This is a genomic window from uncultured Roseobacter sp. (assembly GCF_947495025.1).
Lineage (GTDB): Bacteria > Pseudomonadota > Alphaproteobacteria > Rhodobacterales > Rhodobacteraceae > Roseobacter.
Map to the genome: position 1 here is coordinate 423754 of NZ_CANLXG010000002.1, position 17589 is coordinate 441342.

General features: G+C 60.9%; 21 protein-coding genes. 7 read left to right on the top strand and 14 right to left on the bottom strand.

Features of this window, described 5'->3' with window-relative positions:
* Position 1 precedes the first annotated feature (1 nt).
* From Q0792_RS10130 to def (Q0792_RS10150), 5 genes are read right to left on the bottom strand one after another with little or no spacing between them, the layout of a single operon-like run.
* Positions 2-238: a hypothetical protein gene (locus Q0792_RS10130; protein ID WP_298839761.1), complete on the bottom strand. Its 237-nt coding sequence runs from the start codon at positions 236-238 to the stop codon at positions 2-4.
* 13 nt (positions 239-251) lie between these two features.
* Complete coding sequence (gene fmt, locus Q0792_RS10135) at positions 252-1157, bottom strand: methionyl-tRNA formyltransferase (protein ID WP_298839764.1); 906 nt, start codon at positions 1155-1157, stop codon at positions 252-254.
* Between the two features lie 10 nt (positions 1158-1167).
* A complete protein-coding gene (def, locus tag Q0792_RS10140) occupies positions 1168-1665 on the bottom strand; it encodes a peptide deformylase (RefSeq protein WP_298839767.1) in 498 nt (165 codons plus the stop codon).
* Positions 1662-2174 (bottom strand): peptide deformylase, encoded by a 513-nt coding sequence (def, locus tag Q0792_RS10145; RefSeq protein WP_298839770.1) that lies wholly within the window; start codon positions 2172-2174, stop codon positions 1662-1664. Before def (Q0792_RS10145) ends, def (Q0792_RS10140) begins: the two co-directional genes overlap by 4 nt.
* Positions 2171-2689: a peptide deformylase gene (gene def, locus Q0792_RS10150; protein ID WP_298841828.1), complete on the bottom strand. Its 519-nt coding sequence runs from the start codon at positions 2687-2689 to the stop codon at positions 2171-2173. The genes def (Q0792_RS10145) and def (Q0792_RS10150) overlap by 4 nt, the downstream gene beginning before the upstream one ends.
* A 98-nt stretch (positions 2690-2787) precedes the next feature.
* Here def (Q0792_RS10150) and Q0792_RS10155 point away from each other — a divergent pair, with 98 nt between their 5' ends.
* On the top strand, positions 2788-3984 hold the full coding sequence (locus Q0792_RS10155; RefSeq protein ID WP_298839773.1) for a MalY/PatB family protein: 1197 nt from the start codon (positions 2788-2790) through the stop codon (positions 3982-3984).
* On the opposite strand, the gene Q0792_RS10160 is transcribed toward Q0792_RS10155, so the two are convergent.
* Positions 3985-4338 carry a hypothetical protein gene (locus Q0792_RS10160; protein WP_298839776.1) on the bottom strand — a complete coding sequence of 118 codons (354 nt, stop codon included), beginning with the start codon at positions 4336-4338 and terminating at the stop codon, positions 3985-3987.
* A 179-nt stretch (positions 4339-4517) separates the two neighbouring features.
* Here Q0792_RS10160 and Q0792_RS10165 point away from each other — a divergent pair, with 179 nt between their 5' ends.
* Entirely contained in the window at positions 4518-5492 is a 975-nt protein-coding gene (locus Q0792_RS10165; RefSeq protein ID WP_298839779.1) for a glutathione S-transferase family protein, read from the top strand.
* 5 nt (positions 5493-5497) lie between these two features.
* Here Q0792_RS10165 and Q0792_RS10170 read toward each other — a convergent pair whose 3' ends face one another.
* Entirely contained in the window at positions 5498-5884 is a 387-nt protein-coding gene (locus Q0792_RS10170; protein WP_298839782.1) for a response regulator, read from the bottom strand.
* 190 nt (positions 5885-6074) lie between these two features.
* Between Q0792_RS10170 and Q0792_RS10175 the strand changes: the two genes are divergently transcribed.
* Genes Q0792_RS10175 through Q0792_RS10185 form a run of 3 tightly spaced genes read left to right on the top strand, consistent with a single transcriptional unit; the run spans position 6075 to position 9124 of the window.
* Positions 6075-7034, top strand: coding sequence for a threonine-phosphate decarboxylase (locus Q0792_RS10175; protein ID WP_298839784.1), 960 nt, complete (start codon positions 6075-6077; stop codon positions 7032-7034).
* Positions 7031-7939 (top strand): adenosylcobinamide-phosphate synthase CbiB, encoded by a 909-nt coding sequence (gene cbiB / locus Q0792_RS10180; RefSeq protein ID WP_298839789.1) that lies wholly within the window; start codon positions 7031-7033, stop codon positions 7937-7939. The genes Q0792_RS10175 and cbiB overlap by 4 nt, the downstream gene beginning before the upstream one ends.
* 18 nt (positions 7940-7957) lie before the next feature.
* Entirely contained in the window at positions 7958-9124 is a 1167-nt protein-coding gene (locus Q0792_RS10185) for a lytic murein transglycosylase (RefSeq protein ID WP_298841830.1), read from the top strand.
* A 105-nt stretch (positions 9125-9229) separates the two neighbouring features.
* Here Q0792_RS10185 and Q0792_RS10190 read toward each other — a convergent pair whose 3' ends face one another.
* Both Q0792_RS10190 and smc read right to left on the bottom strand, forming a co-directional pair.
* Positions 9230-9598: a hypothetical protein gene (locus tag Q0792_RS10190; RefSeq protein WP_298839795.1), complete on the bottom strand. Its 369-nt coding sequence runs from the start codon at positions 9596-9598 to the stop codon at positions 9230-9232.
* 78 nt (positions 9599-9676) lie between these two features.
* Complete coding sequence (gene smc / locus Q0792_RS10195; protein ID WP_298839798.1) at positions 9677-13132, bottom strand: chromosome segregation protein SMC; 3456 nt, start codon at positions 13130-13132, stop codon at positions 9677-9679.
* Positions 13133-13335: 203 nt separating this feature from the next.
* Between smc and Q0792_RS10200 the strand changes: the two genes are divergently transcribed.
* Complete coding sequence (locus tag Q0792_RS10200) at positions 13336-13950, top strand: HupE/UreJ family protein (RefSeq protein WP_298839800.1); 615 nt, start codon at positions 13336-13338, stop codon at positions 13948-13950.
* Between the two features lie 62 nt (positions 13951-14012).
* Entirely contained in the window at positions 14013-14807 is a 795-nt protein-coding gene (locus Q0792_RS10205) for a FadR/GntR family transcriptional regulator (protein ID WP_298839803.1), read from the top strand.
* A gap of 66 nt (positions 14808-14873) precedes the next feature.
* Here the strand turns inward: Q0792_RS10205 and Q0792_RS10210 are convergent, their stop codons facing one another.
* The 5 genes from Q0792_RS10210 to Q0792_RS10230 all read right to left on the bottom strand — a co-directional run bounded on the left by Q0792_RS10210 (position 14874) and on the right by Q0792_RS10230 (position 17426).
* Complete coding sequence (locus tag Q0792_RS10210; protein WP_298839806.1) at positions 14874-15446, bottom strand: F0F1 ATP synthase subunit B; 573 nt, start codon at positions 15444-15446, stop codon at positions 14874-14876.
* Between the two features lie 4 nt (positions 15447-15450).
* Positions 15451-15978 carry a F0F1 ATP synthase subunit B' gene (locus tag Q0792_RS10215; RefSeq protein WP_298839808.1) on the bottom strand — a complete coding sequence of 176 codons (528 nt, stop codon included), beginning with the start codon at positions 15976-15978 and terminating at the stop codon, positions 15451-15453.
* An 87-nt stretch (positions 15979-16065) separates the two neighbouring features.
* Positions 16066-16290, bottom strand: a complete 225-nt coding sequence (locus Q0792_RS10220) for a F0F1 ATP synthase subunit C (RefSeq protein ID WP_011567586.1) — start codon at positions 16288-16290, stop codon at positions 16066-16068.
* Between the two features lie 55 nt (positions 16291-16345).
* Positions 16346-17092 carry a F0F1 ATP synthase subunit A gene (locus Q0792_RS10225; protein WP_298839811.1) on the bottom strand — a complete coding sequence of 249 codons (747 nt, stop codon included), beginning with the start codon at positions 17090-17092 and terminating at the stop codon, positions 16346-16348.
* Between the two features lies 1 nt (position 17093).
* Entirely contained in the window at positions 17094-17426 is a 333-nt protein-coding gene (locus Q0792_RS10230; protein WP_298839814.1) for an AtpZ/AtpI family protein, read from the bottom strand.
* Positions 17427-17589 lie beyond the last annotated feature (163 nt).

The following is a 17589-nucleotide window of genomic DNA, read 5'->3' on the forward strand; positions in this document are numbered from 1 at the left end:
CTTACCGGCGCCAGTGAAACGGCACGATCACCAGAGCGCCGACCGAGGCCGCAACAGCGTTCATGCCCGGGCTTCTGAAACCCAGTCCGAACATCAGCGTCACGAAATAAAAGACAAACGCACCGCCCACGCAGATAACAATACTCTGCAGAATGCCGTTGTGCGTGAAACCTGATCGTTCAGACAGGTAACCCACGATGCCCGCGATCACGACGGTGCCGATGAGTGTTGGAAACATCGTTTGCCCTCTTTCAGAACCTGGTGCCGTTGGCCAGCGGCCAGCCGCGGAGAAACTCGTCTGCCGGTTGCGCGCCCTTTCCTGCGCGTTGCAGGCGGGTCAGTTCGACGGCCCCCTGCCCGCAGGCCACCCGCAGCGGATCAGACAGCACGGTACCCGGGGCTCCGTCTCCATCAGCGAGCCGGGACGCCAGCACCTTGATACGCGTTCCTTCATGTTCCGTCCATGCGCCGGGAAAGGGCGAGAGGCCACGGATCAGGCGGTCTGCCTCTGTGGCCGGAACGGTCCAGTCAATGCGCGCCTCTGATTTGTCGATCTTGGCGGCATAGGTCACACCTTCTTCCGGCTGCGGTTCCGGCACCAGCGCATCAGGTGCCGCCAGTGCGCGGACAATCAGCGCCGCGCCCAGTGTGCTCAGCCGGTCGTGCAGGTCTGCTGTTGTTTCCTCTGCCCCGATGGGCGTTGCTTCCCGCAACAGAACAGGTCCGGTGTCGAGCCCTGCTTCCATCTGCATGATGCAGACACCCGTCTCGGCGTCACCTGCCATGATTGCGCGGTGGATGGGCGCAGCCCCCCGCCAGCGCGGCAGAAGGCTCGCATGGATATTCAGGCACCCACGGGCCGGTGCATCCAGAATGGTCTGCGCCAGGATCAGACCATAGGCCACGACCACAGCCACATCTGCTTCAAGCGCGGCAAATTCCGCCTGGGCATCCTGCGTTCTCAGCGATACGGGGTGCCGCACCTCAAGGCCCAGCGTCCGGGCGCGCGCCTCAACCGGGCTGGGGCGTTCCTTTTTGCCACGCCCCGCAGGCCGTGGTGGCTGGCAATAGACGCAGGCAATATCGTGACCGGCATCAACCAGTGCCTCAAGCACCGGCACCGAAAAATCAGGGGTGCCCATGAAAACGACGCGCATCACTGCTCCATCAACCTCCCGGTTTACGGGCGCGACGCAGCAGCATATCGCGCTTTACACGGCTCAGCCGGTCGAAATACATCCGCCCCTGCAGGTGATCGATCTGGTGCTGCACACTGGTGGCCTCAAGCCCCGCAAAATCGCGACGTGTCCATGTGCCCGTTTCATCGAGAAACCGCACAGACACCCCGCGCGGCCTTTTGATGGTAGCATAGACGCCAGGCAGGTTGGGGCTCGCCTCCTGATGCTCGTTCATGATGGCAGAGGCATCCACAATCGACGGGTTGGCCAGCCGTATCCGCCGGTTGCGCGCATCGGAAGCATCCACCACAGCGACCTGCAGCATCACGCCGATCTGGGGCGCTGCGAGGCCAACCCCGGGCATGGCGTCCATTGTCTCGATCATATCGTCCCACAGGGCGCGGATTTCGTCCGTGATCTCACCGACGGGCCCGGCAGCCGTGCGCAGGCGTTTGTCTGGCCATTTCAGAAAGGGCCGGATCGTCACGTCAGCGCCTCCTTATATGCTTCATACGCTTCAACAGTTCGGACGCGGACAGACGGCTCAAGGTGATCAAGTGTCACCCGGCCGTTCAGGTGGTCCAGTTCGTGCTGAACGCAGGCAGCTGCAAACCCCTCAAACCAGGCGGTATCCGTAACGCCCGCCCTGTCTGTCCATGTCAGTCTGACCCGATCCGGACGGGCCACCTCTGCCGTAACTCCGGGGATCGAAAGACAACCCTCAGAGTGCGTTGCCATGGTATCGCTGGCATCAGCAATGACAGGGTTGAAAAAAAACTGAGGCGCGGGCGCGCCTTCTTTCCACGTAACGTCCATAACGAAAAGTCTCAGCAGATGCCCGACCTGCGGCGCCGCAAGACCCCGCCCGGGTGCTGCATACATCGTTTCCAGCATGTCATCGGCCAGATCCTGCATTTCCGCCGTTACAGATGAAACCGCATCACACACCACAGACAGGCGCGGATCAGGCCAGCACAGGATCGGCAGGACGCTCATGAACGTGCCAGTTCCCGCTTCAGTTTGACCATCTTGCGGGTAATCATCTGCCGTTTCAGAGGTTTGAGATAATCGATAAACAGCTTGCCATCGAGGTGATCGATCTCGTGCTGGGCACAGGTCGCCCAGAGCCCCGTGAACGTTTCGGTCTGCTCATTGCCGTCACGGTCGATCCAGCGCACATCAACTTCGGCGGGGCGGGTTACATCGGCAAACTGATCAGGGATCGACAGACACCCTTCTTCGTAAACGCTGGTGTCATCTGATGATGCGATGATCTCCGGGTTGAACATGATCAGCGGGCGCGGCTTTTCCTGCTCGCCTTTCACGCAGTCAAGGACAACAAGTCGCTGCAGAATACCGACCTGGGGCGCGGCAAGGCCGATACCGGGCGCGTCGTACATCGTTTCGAGCATGTCGTCCGCCAGCACGCGCAGTTCGTCCGACAGATCGTCGACCGGTGCAGCCGTCTTTTTCAGGCGCGGATCAGGGTGCAGCAGAATATTCCGTTTCATGCCGCTGATGTATGACAACACGCCGTCTCCTGCAACAAGATGGGCTTGCACCGCGACAGTTTCGCGCTATCACGGACGTGCCTGAACAGGAGCCGCGCATGACCAGCACATACAGCACTGATCCACGTTTTCACGCAGTCGTCGAACGTCGCGGGACGCATTCGACGAAGTGGGATTATATGGAAAAACTGTATGGTGTTTCTGCCGAAGACGGACTGGCAATGTGGACGGCTGACAGCGACTGGCCAACGGCCCCCTGTGTGCTTGGTGCGCTGCAGCGGGACGTGGAACACGGCGTTTTCGGCTATATGGCGACCCATGATGAATATCTGAACGCCATCCGCTGGTGGATGAAAAACCGGCACGGCTGGGACGTCGAAAACAACTGGATTCTGACATCCCAGGGATTGGGCAACGCCATCGCGCTTGTGATCGACGTCTGGAGCAATCCGGGTGATCACATCGTTACCTTCAGCCCGGTTTACCACGAGTTCCGCGTCAAAACCGAAAAAGCCGGGCGCGTCGTTACAGAATGTCCCCTTGCCCGTGACGGTGACACTTATGTGCTCGATCTCGATGACGCGCAGGCGCGGATGACCGGCAAAGAAAAAATCCTGCTGTGGTGTTCACCGCAGAACCCTTCGGGTCGCGTCTGGTCGCGCGACGAGCTGCGCGCTGTTGCCGAATTTGCCGCCCGCAACGACCTAATCCTGGTGTCTGACGAGATCCACCACGATCTGGTGTACCCGGGGCATGAATTTGTGCCAATGCATATTGCCGCACCCGAGCATACCGATCGCCTGATTGTGGCCTGTGCGGCGTCGAAAACCTTTAATATCGCCGGCCAGCGGACGGGGAACATGATCATCCCCGACGATGCTCTGCGCGGGCGCATGGTGCGGCGTCTGAATTCGCTGGATTACAAACCCTCGGCGCTTGGGATCCAGATGATCACTGCCGCGTACAGCCCTGAAGGCGCGGAATGGGCCGACGCCCAGGTTGCCTATCTCCAGGGCAACACGGCGGTGTTTGATGCCGCTCTCAATGCGATCCCCGGCGTGCGGTCACTGCCGCTGCAATCAACTTACCTCGGCTGGGTGGATTTTTCCGGCACCGGCATGAGCTATGAGGAAGTATCGCGCCGTGTCCGCGAAGACGCGCGTATCGCGCCAAGCGCCGGCCCGGCCTTTGGAGCCGGTGGCGAAACTTTCCTGCGCTTTAACCTTGCGACACCCCGCTCGCGGGTCGAAGAGGCCTGCCAGAGACTGACGAAGGCATTCAGCGACCTGCAGTGATCAGCGGTTTGCGTCGGTGATCAGGGCGACGGGTGCGCCTTCCGGAAGCTCAAAATCCAGCGCCGCTTTGTCCGCCACTGCGGTTGCGCGCTTGTATTCATAGAGCATTTCGCCAGGCGCTTCCTCTGCCGCAACGATGAGACACTGAAACATGTGGATGCTGCCATCATAGAGGTCCACGAACCCGCGCAGAGACGAACCACCCAGTTCGGTGGCAAAGCCGGTTTTCCACATGCGCAGGACAGGGACCTGTTTGTCACCGATATCAACTCTGAGCCGCGATGACTTCCGGGCTGCGTCTGCGCGCGCCTTGTCGAGGCCCGCCTGAATTTCCTTGGAAAGTACCGATTCCATACTGATCACTCCGCTTCGCCCCACAGGGAAAACTGACCGGTTCTGTCTAAAAATCAAGTTAAGTTTTTGTAATACAACCACAGGTTTGTGCGCTTCTGCAGAGTTCTGTGCGCGCCCCGTACCGGTTGCCGCTGCGCTGCAGAACCCTAGGTTTGATACATGAAACAGGGGAGTCTGGTATGGGTCTGCTGGTAGACGGCGTGTGGCACGATCAGTGGTACGACACGAAATCGACACGCGGAAAATTCGAGCGGTCCGAGGCAAAATTCCGGAACTGGATCACGGCTGACGGATCGGCTGGTCCCTCGGGCGGCGACGGATTCGCTGCCGAATCGGGGCGGTACCATCTTTATGTCAGCTTTGCGTGCCCCTGGGCGCACCGCGCTCTGATCTTTCGGGTACTCAAAAAACTCGAGGATCACATATCTGTTTCCGCCGTACATCCGGACATGCTGACCGATGGCTGGACTTTTGCCCGCGACGACCATGGCGCAACCGGTGATACGCTTTTCGGGTCTGAATTCATGCGTGATATCTACACCCGGGCCGAACCACAGTTTTCAGGCAGGGTCACGGTACCCGTTCTCTGGGACAAACAGCGGAATACAATCGTATCGAATGAAAGTTCGGAAATCATACGCATGTTCAATGCCGCCTTTGACGGGATCACCGGGAACACTGACGACTACTGGCCCGAAGAGATGCGTGCTGCAATTGCGCCGGTAAATGACCGCATCTACGACACGCTGAACAACGGCGTTTACAAATGTGGATTTGCCACAACACAGGAAGCCTATGATGCCGCTGTTGTGCCCCTTTTTGATACGCTGGACTGGCTGGAGGAACGGCTGACAGACAACAGGTATCTGATGGGAGACCGCGTGACCGAGGCTGACTGGCGGCTTTTCACTACGCTGGTCCGGTTTGATCCGGTCTATCACCTGCATTTCAAATGCAATCGCCGGCGCATCATCGATTACCCGGCAGTCAGCGGCTATCTGCGCGAGCTTTACCAGATGCCGGGCATCGCCGGGACGGTGAACCTGGCGCATATTGTGCGCCATTACCATTACAGTCACGAAACCATCAATCCACACCGGATCATTCCGATCAATCCGGTGTCTGGTCTGGAGGCGCCACACGGCCGGGGATAGCCGGATCAGCGTCGCGCGGGACCCTGAGGCTCTGCGCGCGGGGCGTGATGCTCAACCATTGCGGCAAGATCCGAAGGCGGCGTGCGCGTTGGAACAAACGCGCAGACGTTCGGCGCAAGCGAGAAGATTGACCCGTCTGAGAAAAAGCTGGTGTTGGTCACGAAAATCACACGTGCCCACGGTTGGCGATAGCTTGCATAATCGGCCACAGCCAGCGCGGAATCATCACCCAGCACGAGGTTCAGGATGATCACCTCGACGTCGTTGTCCGACAGATACTCCGTCGCTTCTGCCTGGCCCGACGTGTGATGGACCGACATGCCACAACGCTGCAGATAGGACGACCAGATCCCTGCAAGGCCTTTGTCTTTCTCAACGATAAGGACTTTCATCTGATGACCCTTCCGGGGTGGCTGAATTGCCAGCTGGTACCTCACTGGTCTGCCTGAAAGATTAACAAACGGTTAACTTCCGCCTGCATCCGGGTGTGCGATCACCATGTCTTGAATAAACGGCTGGATTCCGCTTTCTGTCTCGTGTGGGCGCGCGGATAAGCGCCGGTGCAATGGGGTTTGTCTCAGAGTGACAACAGAAAATCGTGACCACGGCGGAGGGCTGGATGCAGCCACCGCGCGTTTCGGAGGCAGCCGAATCGGGTGGATCGACCTCTCCACCGGCATTAATCCGCAGCCGTATCCGGTATCGCATGTATCCGCTGATGTCTGGACCGCATTGCCGGATCAGGCGGCTCAGGACGCTCTTGTCGGGGCCGCCCGGACATTCTGGAATGTGCCCGAGGGGGCAGATGTGCTTGCAGCCCCCGGAGCCTCCGCGCTGATTGCAGCACTGCCGGCCCTGAGCGAGCCCGGCACTGTGACCATTCCGGCACCGACCTACAACGAACACGCTGCTGCGTTTGGCGCCGCGGACCGCAGCCTGAGCACGGATGACACATCAGCACAGACACAGGTGCTTGTGCACCCCAACAACCCTGATGGACGGCTCTGGCGGACAGAAGACTTCCCGGCCGCCGCCGCTTCGCTGACAATCATCGACGAGAGCTTCTGTGATGTGCTTCCGGATGCATCACACATCGCACTCAGCGCAGAGCCGGGGTACGTTATCCTGAAGAGTTTCGGGAAGTTCTGGGGACTCGCGGGTATGCGCCTTGGCTTTGCCATCGCGCACCCCGGGACGATATCTGTACTGCGCGACAGAATTGGCCCCTGGGCCGTCTCGGGGCCCGCTCTGCAGACCGGCGCCACAGCCCTGCGCGACGCAGGCTGGGCCACTGCGACACGCCAGCGCCTGAAAGAGGACAGCAGCCGGCTCGACTCACTGATGTCCGCAACAGGTGCTGAATGCCTTGGCGGCACCACGCTCTTTCGCCTCTACAGCGTCGCCAACGCTGCCGCGATGCAGGAACGACTCGCACGGCACCACATCTGGTCCCGCATCTTTCCCTATTCCGACAGCTGGATACGGCTGGGCCTGCCGGCTGAAATCCACTGGCCGCGCGTCGAGGCAGCGCTGCGCGCATGAGCCTCGCTGCCGCCCTTGTTTTTGCACTCCTGCTTGATGCGCTATTTGGCGAGCCGGAAAGCGTCTGGCAGCATATACCGCATCCGGCGGTTCTTATGGGCCGTCTGGTGGGCCTGCTGGACCGGCGCCTCAACGCAGACCGGTCTGAAAAGGCCATGGGCGTGCTTGCGGCAACTGTGCTGATCACAGTTGGTGCCGTGACCGGTACGTTACTGTCCCTCGCCGGCCCTGTTGCAGAGATCATCGTTGCCGCTGTCCTGCTCGCACAGCGGTCGCTCGTTGACCATGTCAGCGCTGTTTCCAGCGGTCTTGGCCGGTCACTTGCCGAAGGTCGCCATGCCGTTTCGATGATCGTCAGCCGCGATACCGCAGGCATGGACGACACCGCCGTTGCCAGATCCGCGATTGAAAGTGCTGCAGAAAACCTGTCTGACGGCGTGATTGCCCCGGCCTTCTGGTTCCTGATCGCCGGTCTGCCTGGTCTGATCATCTATAAACTGGTCAATACGGCGGACAGTATGATTGGCTACCGCACACCCCGGTACGCTGAATTCGGCTGGGCATCCGCCCGCCTGGACGATCTTCTCAACCTGGTGCCTGCCCGCCTGACCGCGTGGCTGATCGCGCTCTGCGCCGGTGTCACAGACCTGCGCGGCGTGCGGGCAGATGCTGCACTGCACCGGTCACCGAACGCAGGCTGGCCCGAAGCCGCAATGTCGCGTGCCCTGGGTGTCGCATTGTCCGGACCACGGGCCTACGATGGTCAGATGCGCGACTTTCCTTACGTGAACGAAGCCGGACGCCGCACGCTACGGTCGGTGGACATCGATGCGGCAATCGGCATGCTGTGGAAAGCCTGGGGCCTGTTTCTGATCCTCTGCCTTGGCCTTGCCCTACTGAACTGACGCGGGAGAAAAAACATGATGCGCCTGACAACTGCTGCCCTGGTGGCCCTGCTGACCACGGGCACTGCTGCGCTGGCCTGCGGCGGCAGTTTCTCTGGTTTCGTGGACGGACTGCGATCGGAAGCTGAAGCGCGGGGTCACAGCAAAGACAGTACCCGGCGTTTCTTTGCCGGGATTCGCCAGAGCCAGAGCGTGCTGCGCGCGGATCGGGCGCAGGGCGTTTTTCAGAAACCTTTCACCGATTTTGCGCGCAATCTGATCTCGGAAGCGCGCAGGAAAAAGGGCGAGGCCAAGGGGCGCGAGTTCGATGCGGTGTTTGACCGGATTGAGCAACGCTATGGCATCAACCGGGGCGTGCTGCTGGCGTTCTGGGCGTTTGAAACGGACTATGGCGGCTTCCAGGGGGATTTCAATACGGCCAATGCGCTTGTCACACTCGCGCATGACTGCCGGCGTCCGGAGCTTTTCCGCCCGCAGGTTTTCGCCGCGCTAGAGCTGTTCGAACAGGGTGCATTTGATCCGGCGACAACAACGGGCGCCTGGGCCGGCGAAATCGGTATGGTTCAGATGCTGCCCCGCGATATTCTTGAGCACGGCACAGATGCCGACGGCGACGGGCGCGTGTCGCTGAAAACCTCGGCACCGGATGCGCTGATGTCAGGCGCTGCGATGCTGAACGGATTTGGCTGGCGGGCTGATGAACCCTGGCTGCAGGAAGTCACGGTCCCTGACACCATGGACTGGTCTCTGAGCGGCATTACCACCACGCGGTCTGCGGCAGACTGGCAGAAAATGGGCGTCTCGGCGCGCAGCGGGGAAATGGCAACCGGATTGCAGGCGTCGCTGATCCTGCCGCAGGGGCGCAAAGGGCCCGCCTTCCTCGCCTATCCGAATTTCAGTGTCTACTTCGACTGGAACCAGAGCTTTACCTATGTGCTGACCGCCGCCTACTTTGCAACGCGGATTGAAGGTGCACCCGCTTTCGACCCCCGCAGCCCCGAAAAAGGCCTGTCCGGCGATGCGATGAAAGAACTGCAGCGCAGGCTGCGCGACCGGGGACATGATGTGGGGAAAATCGATGGTATTCTGGGCGCGGGCACGCGCGCAGCCGTCCGCGCCGAACAGGGCAGGCTCGGTCTTCCTGCCGATGCCTGGCCCACACAGGCGCTGCTCTCGCGGCTCTGAAGCACGCGTTGTTAACCTTTTTTTACCCGGTGTTTTATAATTTTCCCGGCGAAACACGCATTCAGGTTTGTTTACACCTCTGATCCTGCCGGTCCTCCGGCGGGGTCATTTTTCTGCAGGCGGCCGGACAGGATAGCGCTCGCCCTTTTCCGTCAGAAGAACAATGCGGCCTGCGCTCTCAACATATCTGTCACATCGCCCAAAACCGTTACGAAACGTAATACAGACAGTTCCGTCGGGCTGTATGCGATACGCTCCATAGGCCGTCTGACCACTGGCATAGGTATATGAATACGCCCCCCCAGCGGAGTATTTTGACTGCCCGTCATCAAAAAACGTCAGAGTTTGCCCTTCGGTCAGCGCGCGCGTTTCTGTTGCATCCAGGGCCCGGTCCGAACTGCGCAGTGCCCAGTCCTGCGCAGCGACCGGCAAAGCCAGAACAATAAACAAAGGCAGGCAGACAGCGTATTTCATGTGCCCAGACTGGCACAGACCGACCCGTTCGGCAGACACATTTCAGTGAACGGTAACGGGCCATCGCCCGGGCGCAGATCAGGCGACCAGCGTTTCGGCCTTTTTCAGGTCCACCGATACCAGCTGGCTCACGCCCTGTTCGGCCATTGTCACACCAAAGAGCCGGTCCATACGCGCCATTGTCACCGCGTGGTGTGTGATGATCAGGAAACGGGTGTCTGTCTGCCGGCACATTTCGTCGAGCAGATCACAGAACCGCGTCACGTTCGCATCGTCCAGCGGTGCGTCCACCTCGTCGAGCACACAGATCGGCGCGGGGTTCGCCAGGAACACCGCAAAGATCAGCGCCATGGCGGTCAGGGTCTGCTCTCCGCCCGACAACAGACTGAGCGTTGAGAGCTTCTTGCCCGGTGGCTGGCACATGATCTCCAGACCCGCCTCCAGCGGATCTTCGCTCTCCACCATCACCAGGTTTGCCTCGCCGCCGCCGAACAGATGCGTGAACAGCATCGAGAAATTGGTGTTCACCTGTTCAAAGGCGGTCAGCAGGCGCTCGCGCCCCTCTTTGTTGAGGCTCGCAATTCCGCCGCGCAGGGTGCGGATCGCCTCTTCGAGGTCAGCCTTCTCACTGGTCAGCGTGTCGTGCTCGACCTGAACCTCTTTTGCGTCCTCCTCGGCGCGCAGATTGACGGCCCCCAGCGCGTCGCGCTGACGCTTGAGACGGTTCACATCCGCTTCAAGCGCATGGGCATCGGGCATCTCATCAGGGGTCGTCTCCAGCTGAGTCAGCAACTGGCTGGGCGTCACCTGGGCTTCGTCGGCAATTCTCTCGGCAGCTGCAGCAACCGTTTCGCGGGCGGCATCACTGCGGGCCTCTGCGCGGGCACGCGCCTCGCGCGCTTCTGAGGCCAGTCGCTCCGCATCGCGCTCAGCCATTGTTGCCTCTCGCAGCGCACCTTCGGCTGCAGAAAGCCGATCGCTGCTTTCTGCCCTGCGCGCTTCCGCTGTGTTGATCGCCTCTGACAGCTCGTCGCGCTTTGCCGCAAGCTCTGCAGGTGCCGCACTGGCTTCCTTCAGCTCTGCTTCGGCCTGCCCCTTGCGCTCAACCAGCTCGGCACTGCGCTTTTCGGCCGTTTCCAGGCGGTGACGCCAGCCGCTGATCTCTTTTGTAACTTCCTGTGCGCGGCGGGTCCGTGCCTCGCCTTCACGGCGCAATTCGTCATGTGCAGAGCGGCGCGACATCATCGTGATCCGCGCAGCTTCGACAGCAACACGCACAGCTTCGACCTGTTCGCGTGCTTCTGTGAGATCCCCCAGCTCTTCGAGCGCGCGCTCGGCCTCGCGTAGACGCGTGCGGGCGGCCATCGCTTCTTCCTCGTGGCGCGTCACCGCGAGACCCAGCGATTCCAGCCGGCCCTGCGCCAGATTGCGATCTGCCTCGGCCTTGCTCAGCGCCCGCCCGGCCTCGGCCACCAGACGGTCGGCCGACCGGCGGGCCTCGCGCGCCATCTGATCGGCCCGGGACAACTCGCCCAGTTGCCGCGTCAGCAGTTCATGCGCCGCCAGTGCGCCTTCGGCCTTCTGCGTGGCAACCTCAAGACCCTGCTTGAGCTCTTCCAGTCGGTTCAGCTGCTGCAGACGCAGCGCTGCGGCCGACGGCGCATCCTCGGCCCAGGCACGGTATCCGTCCCAGCGCCAGAGATCGCCATCGGCGGAGACCAGTCTCTGGCCCGGCGCCAGGTCTTTCTGCAGACGTGATCCGTCATCGGCATCTACCAGCCCGATCTGGCTCATCCGCCGCGCCAGCACCCCGGGCACGGTAACAAAAAGAGACAACGGCTGAACGCCTGGCGGCAGCGGCTGATGACGTTCATAGGCAGGCAGAACCGCCCAGCCGGACGGGCCATCGGCCGACACCTCCGGCGCCCGCAGATCATCTGCCAGCGCAGCGCCGAGAGCCTTTTCGTATCCGCTTCTGACCTGCAGCTGGTCAAGGATCTGACCACCCTCGGCGGTATCCCGCGCCACCAGCTTGGCCAGAGCGCCCGCCTCAGCCCGCAATGCGTTGGCCTCACCCTCGGCCTCAGAACGATGCGCACGGGCATCCGCTTCCCGGGCCTGAGTCTCGGCCCTGGCCTCTTCGGCCTCCTGCAATGCCTTATCCGCGTCCGCGGCAGTTTTGACAGCCTGCGCCTCAGCCGTCTGCGCTGCTGCAAAATCCGCCCCGGCTTTTTCCAGCGCCGCTTCGCTGTTTGCGACGGCCTCACGGGCACGTGCCGCTTCAGAGCCCGCGCGGCTTTCGGTTTTGCGGCTGTCCTCCAGGAGACGCTGCGCGGACTGATGGCGCGCGGCCAGACGGGCCATATCTTCGGTTTGCTGGGACATCTCGCCTTCGCGTGTCTGCAGCACCGCTGCCGCTTCCCGTGCGACTTCGGATGCCTCTGACAGGCGCTCTTCATGACCCTCAGCGGCCTTTGCAAGCTCGGTGGCTTCCCATTCCAGCCGCTCTATGGTCTCGCCCGCATCGCGATTGAGGCCACCCTCGCGTTCAATGTCACGCGCCAGCTGGGCAATACGTCCGGTCAGTGTCTCGATCTGCGCTTCTGCGCGGGCTTCCTGGTCGCTCAGGGTATCACGCTGCACGGCCAGCCTCTGCAGAACGGCGGCAGCGATGGCTTCTTCTTCGCGCAACGGTGGCAATGCCGCCTCTGCGGTTTCGCGCGCCTTTGCGGCCTCGCGAACCGATGCCTCTGCCCGGGCGGCCGCTGTCACCTGCGCACGCAGGGCGTCCTCAGCTGCGGAACGGGCGTCATCCGCCTCGCGCCAGCGCCGGTACAGCAGCATGCCCTCAGCCCGGCGCAGTTCATTACCGATTTCCCGGTAACGGGCCGCCTGCCGTGCCTGACGCGCCAGCTGCCCGAGCTGCGCGGCCAGCTGCTCGATCACATCGTCCACGCGCGCAAGGTTCGTCTCTGCCCCTTTGAGCTTCAGCTCGGCCTCGTGGCGACGCTGATACAGCCCACTGATCCCGGCCGCTTCCTCCAGGATACGGCGGCGGTTTTTGGGGCGCGCATTGATCAGCTCAGCAATCTGTCCCTGCCGCACCAGCGCAGGGCTGTGCGCGCCGGTTGAGGCATCCGCGAAAAGCATCTGCACGTCACGGGCGCGCACATCTTTCGGTCCGACCTTATAGGCGCTGCCAACATCCCGCGTGATACGGCGCACAATCTCCAGCGTATCTGAATCGTTGAAGCCCGCAGGCGCCAGCCGCTCAGAGTTATCAATGTGCAGCCCGACCTCGGCGAAATTCCTGGCGGGACGGGTCGCTGCACCGGCAAAGATCACGTCTTCCATGCCACCGCCCCGCATCGCAGTGGGACGGTTCTCGCCCATCACCCAGCGCAATGCTTCCAGCAGGTTGGATTTGCCACAGCCGTTCGGGCCGACAACCCCGGTCAGACCATCGGCGATGATCAGGTCGGTCGGATCAACAAAGCTTTTGAAGCCTGTCAGTCTGAGTTTGGAAAAGCGCAAACCAGCGTCCCGGTGTGATTCCTGTGGAGCCTCAAGACTGTGGTCTGGCAACCGTCACTGTCAACCGAAAGACACCACAGGATGCGCACCACAGGCACTTATCCACAAGATATTGACGAAATGGGCGCTCTGACACCTCTGCCGATTGACAAACCCGGCGATCCTGCGTCCCATATCATTTCTGCCTGCCACCGGACTGTTTCATGCGCGCCCTGCTACCTGTTCTTTTCCTTTCTGCTGCCACGCCTGCACTCGCCGGAACTACCGCAACGATGATTTCGGCGGCAGAATTCAACCGGGGTGTTCTGCTGGGGATCAGCCATCCTGTACCGGATCCTCTGCACCTTGGGTTTGTTCTTGTGATCGGTGCCGCTGCGGCTCTGGCCGGGCGCATGATCACCGGAATAGCCGCCTGGCTCATCGCCTTGATTTTCGCCTGCTTCAGCATCTCGATTCTGCGTGACGCATTTCCCCTGCAGGCAGTGCTGACCGGCATCGCGGTGCTGGGCACGGGCTGTCTCATCGCGTCAGCGCGCCGGCCGTCGCGGGCGACGATCGCTGCTGTTTTCGCTGGTTTCGGTCTTCTGCAGGGCGCGGTGTTCAGCGCGACCCTTATCGCTGGTGCAGGTTCCGTCCCACCTGTCGGACTCGCAGGCTATATTGCAGGCTTTGGCGCAACCCAGACACTGATCGCCGCGGCGGCAGCACTGCTGGCACTGCGTATTCAGCCATTCCAGGTCCGGCTGGCGGGCGCAGCGGTCGCGGTGTCCGCTCTGTTGCTTGCCTTTGAGGTGGCCGAAGCCGCGCTGCTGGGGTGATCCCTGAAACCAATTGCCGGGCTCTGATTTTGGTCATATAAAATGACCAATCAGGAGAAGTTATGCCTTTTCGTCCCGTACAATCCGAAAAGCTGTCGACTGCCGTAGTGCGACAAATAGAACTGCTGATCCTGCGGGGTATCCTGCGCCCTGGCGAACGGCTGCCAGCAGAACGGGAACTGGCCGAGCGGCTTGGGGTGTCGCGCCCGAGCCTGCGCGACGCGGTCAGTGTTCTTCAGGAACAGGGTTTGCTGAGCACCCGCGCCGGGGCGGGTATTTATGTTGCTGACGTGCTGGGGTCGGCGTTTTCGCCTGCGCTGGTGCAGCTTTTTTCGCGCCACGAAGCCGCTGTTTTTGACTACCTCTCGTTCCGGCGCGACATGGAAGGTCTGGCAGCCGAGCGTGCCGCGCGGGTCGGATCACAGACTGATCTGCAGGTCGTGCAGACTGTTTTTGAGAAAATGCGTGCCGCACACACCGGTCGGGACGCAGAAGAAGAGGCCCGACTTGACGCGAAATTTCACATGGCGATCATTGAGGCGAGCCACAACGTTGTGATGCTGCACATGATGCGGTCCATGTATGAGCTGCTGCGCGAAGGTGTTTTCTACAATCGTCAGGTCATGTTCCGTCAACAGACAACGCGGGAGCTTCTCCTCGAACAACACGCCGCGATTAATGATGCGCTTCAGGAACGCGACCCGTCGCGCGCCCGGACAGCAGTTGAGACGCATCTTTCATTTGTTGAAAAGGCACTGCGGGATCAGCACCGTTCGGATGCGCTGGAAGAAGTCGCCCGCCAGCGGCTTGATCATGAGACCGGAAAAAAGAGCGCCGAAACAGTAAGCCGCACCTGAGTCCGGCAAAGGAAAACCCCGGCACAATGGCCGGGGTCCCCTGAAACTCTGACACTGTGCTGCAGATCAGTGCAGCCGCGCCTCCACCTCGGAAATCGCGCCGTCGATCAGGCTGTTCGCTTCACTCGCCGTCATCTGTTTGGCAATCACCTCGCGGGCCACGGCCACAGCAACAGTGACCGACTGATCGCGCACATCCTTGATGGCCGAAGACTGCGCCGTGGCGATCTGCTCTTCTGCTGCAGCCATGCGACGCTCCAGGGACACCGCCAGATCGGCCCGGGCCTGTTCTGCTGCGACCCGCGCATCTTCCTTGGCAGCTTCGACGATACGGTCTGCCTGTTCCTGCACTTCGCGCTGCTTGCGCTCGTAGCTGGCCAGCAGGCTCTGCGCTTCTTCACGCAGGGCACGCGCCTCGTCCAGCTCGGACCGGATACCGTCTGCACGGCTGTCCAGCATTTTGCCGATCATGCCGGGTACTTTGAAGTAAACCAGAATGCCGACAAAAACGATCAGACCCAGAAGTACAACAAAGTCGGTGTTCTTGAGGGAGAAGAACGGTTTGTCGCCGGCAGCGAGCGCCGGTGTTGCGACCGCAAGGGCGAACCCCAGTGTTGTCAGGCTGGTGATAATCCGCATGCTCTTATCCTTTCAGCCTTGCGCCGACAGCAGCGCTGATGGCCTTGCCGTCGGCCTTGCCGCCCAGCGCTGTAACCAGCTCGCCGGCGGTATCTGCCGCTACTTCTTTCACTGCATCCAATGCGCCTGCACGGATTTCAGCGATCGCCTTTTCGGATTCGGCGCTGCGGGCTGCAATCTGCTCATCCGCTTTGGCGATCGCCGCGTCGAGATCAGACTGAATTTCTGCTTTGGCTTCGGCAACAATGCGGTGCGCTTCGGCACGCGCATCCACCAGCGCCTTGTCATAGGCCGCTTCTGCTTCCTGGGCTTTCGCCTTCAGGTCTTCGGCAGCGGCAATGTCGTTTGTAATCGTGCCCTGACGCTCGGCCAGAACGGCCGCAATGCGGGGAAGGGCCACGCGGGACAACACGAAATAGATCACCACAAGGGTCAGCACCAGCCAGAAGATCTGGTTCCCCCAGGTGGAGAAATCGAGTTGCGGCATGCCGGGTGCGGCAGCGGCCTCAGCGCCTGTTGTTTCGGTTGCCATGTTGGTCTCCTGAAGAAACGGCCGTTACATCGGGCAGCGCACCTGAAGCGCGCCGCCCGACCGTAAGGAATGTCGTCTCTTAAGTTCTCAGACGGCAAACATCAGCAGCAGGGCGACGAGGAAGGCGAAGATGCCCAGAGCCTCGGCGAACGCGATGCCGATGAAGAGTGTTGCTGTCTGGCTTGCAGCAGCGGATGGGTTGCGCAGTGCGCCTGCCAGGTAGTTGCCTGCCACGTTACCAACACCGATGGCTGCTGCCCCGGAACCGATTGCTGCCAGACCTGCGCCGATGTGTGCGAGTTCGCCTTCCATGTGAATTCTCCTTACGATTGGAAGTTGAAGATGTGAACGGACGTGCCGTCCGAAATCAGTGATGCGGATGAAGAGCGTCTTTGAGATAGACACACGTCAGAATGGTGAAAACGTAGGCCTGAATGAAGGACACGAGGACCTCCAGACCGTACATTGCTGTGATGCCGAGAATGGCGACGGGGCTGACAGCTGTAAGTGCCGCGAAGCCCGCGAACACCTTGATCACCGCGTGGCCTGCCATGACGTTACCGGCAAGACGGATGGAATGGCTGACCGGGCGCACAAAGTACGAGATCAGTTCGATTATTGCCAGCACAGGGCGCAGGGGCAGCGGTGCCGATGCGACCCAGAACAGGCTCAGGAAACCCGCGCCGTTTTTCACGAAACCCACGATGGTTACGGTGATAAACACCGCCAGCGCCAGCACGACAGTCACCGCAAAATGCGACGTCGGCGTGAAGGATGTGGGGATGAGGCCAAGGAAGTTCGCGCAGACAATGAACATGAACAGCGTCATAATATAGGGGAAGAACTTCAGCCCCTCTTTGCCGCAGATGTCCTCGACCATCTTGTAGATAAAGCCATAGGCCAGTTCCGCAACCGACTGAGAGCGCGATGGAACAACTGCCCGCTTCGAGCTCCCCAGTACAAGCAGAACGATGATCGCGATGACTGAAAAACCCATCCAGAGCGCCGTATTTGTCGGCGTATACCATGTGACGTCGCTGCCGAAGAGCGGCTTCACGATGAACTGGTCCATGGGGTGGAATACCAGACCGCCTGTCTCTGCCTTTTCCGCCATCTCAGGCTCCCTCGTCTTTCGTCTCGGCCTCTTCGGCCAGTTTCTTCTCCTGGATCTCCTGCGCCGACCGGAGCATCGTTTTGATGCCCGCCGCGAGACCCAGCATTGTAAACAGCACCAGGAAAATCGGGAGCGTCCCGAACAGGCTGTCCAGCCCGTATCCGATGCCAAAGCCGATCCCGAGACCGGCAACAAGCTCTATCACCATCCGCCAGGCGAGCTGCGCCTGAGAATAATGTTCGTCCACACGGGCACCCGGCTCCTGCGCCTTCTTCGCTGCCTTAATCCGTGCTTCCAGCTCTTTGAGTTGCTGATCTGGCCCGGGTTCTGACACGCAAAATGCCCCTTTGTGGAACTGCCGCTTTGCTATTGCGCGGCATCTGCAGAGTCAACAGGCATCAACCCAGGGGCAGTTTGCACTTATCGCGTTGTAATTTAATCATTTTCCACCGCTTCCGGAACGGCGGGTCACCCTGTCGCAGGGGTCGTTTCAGAGA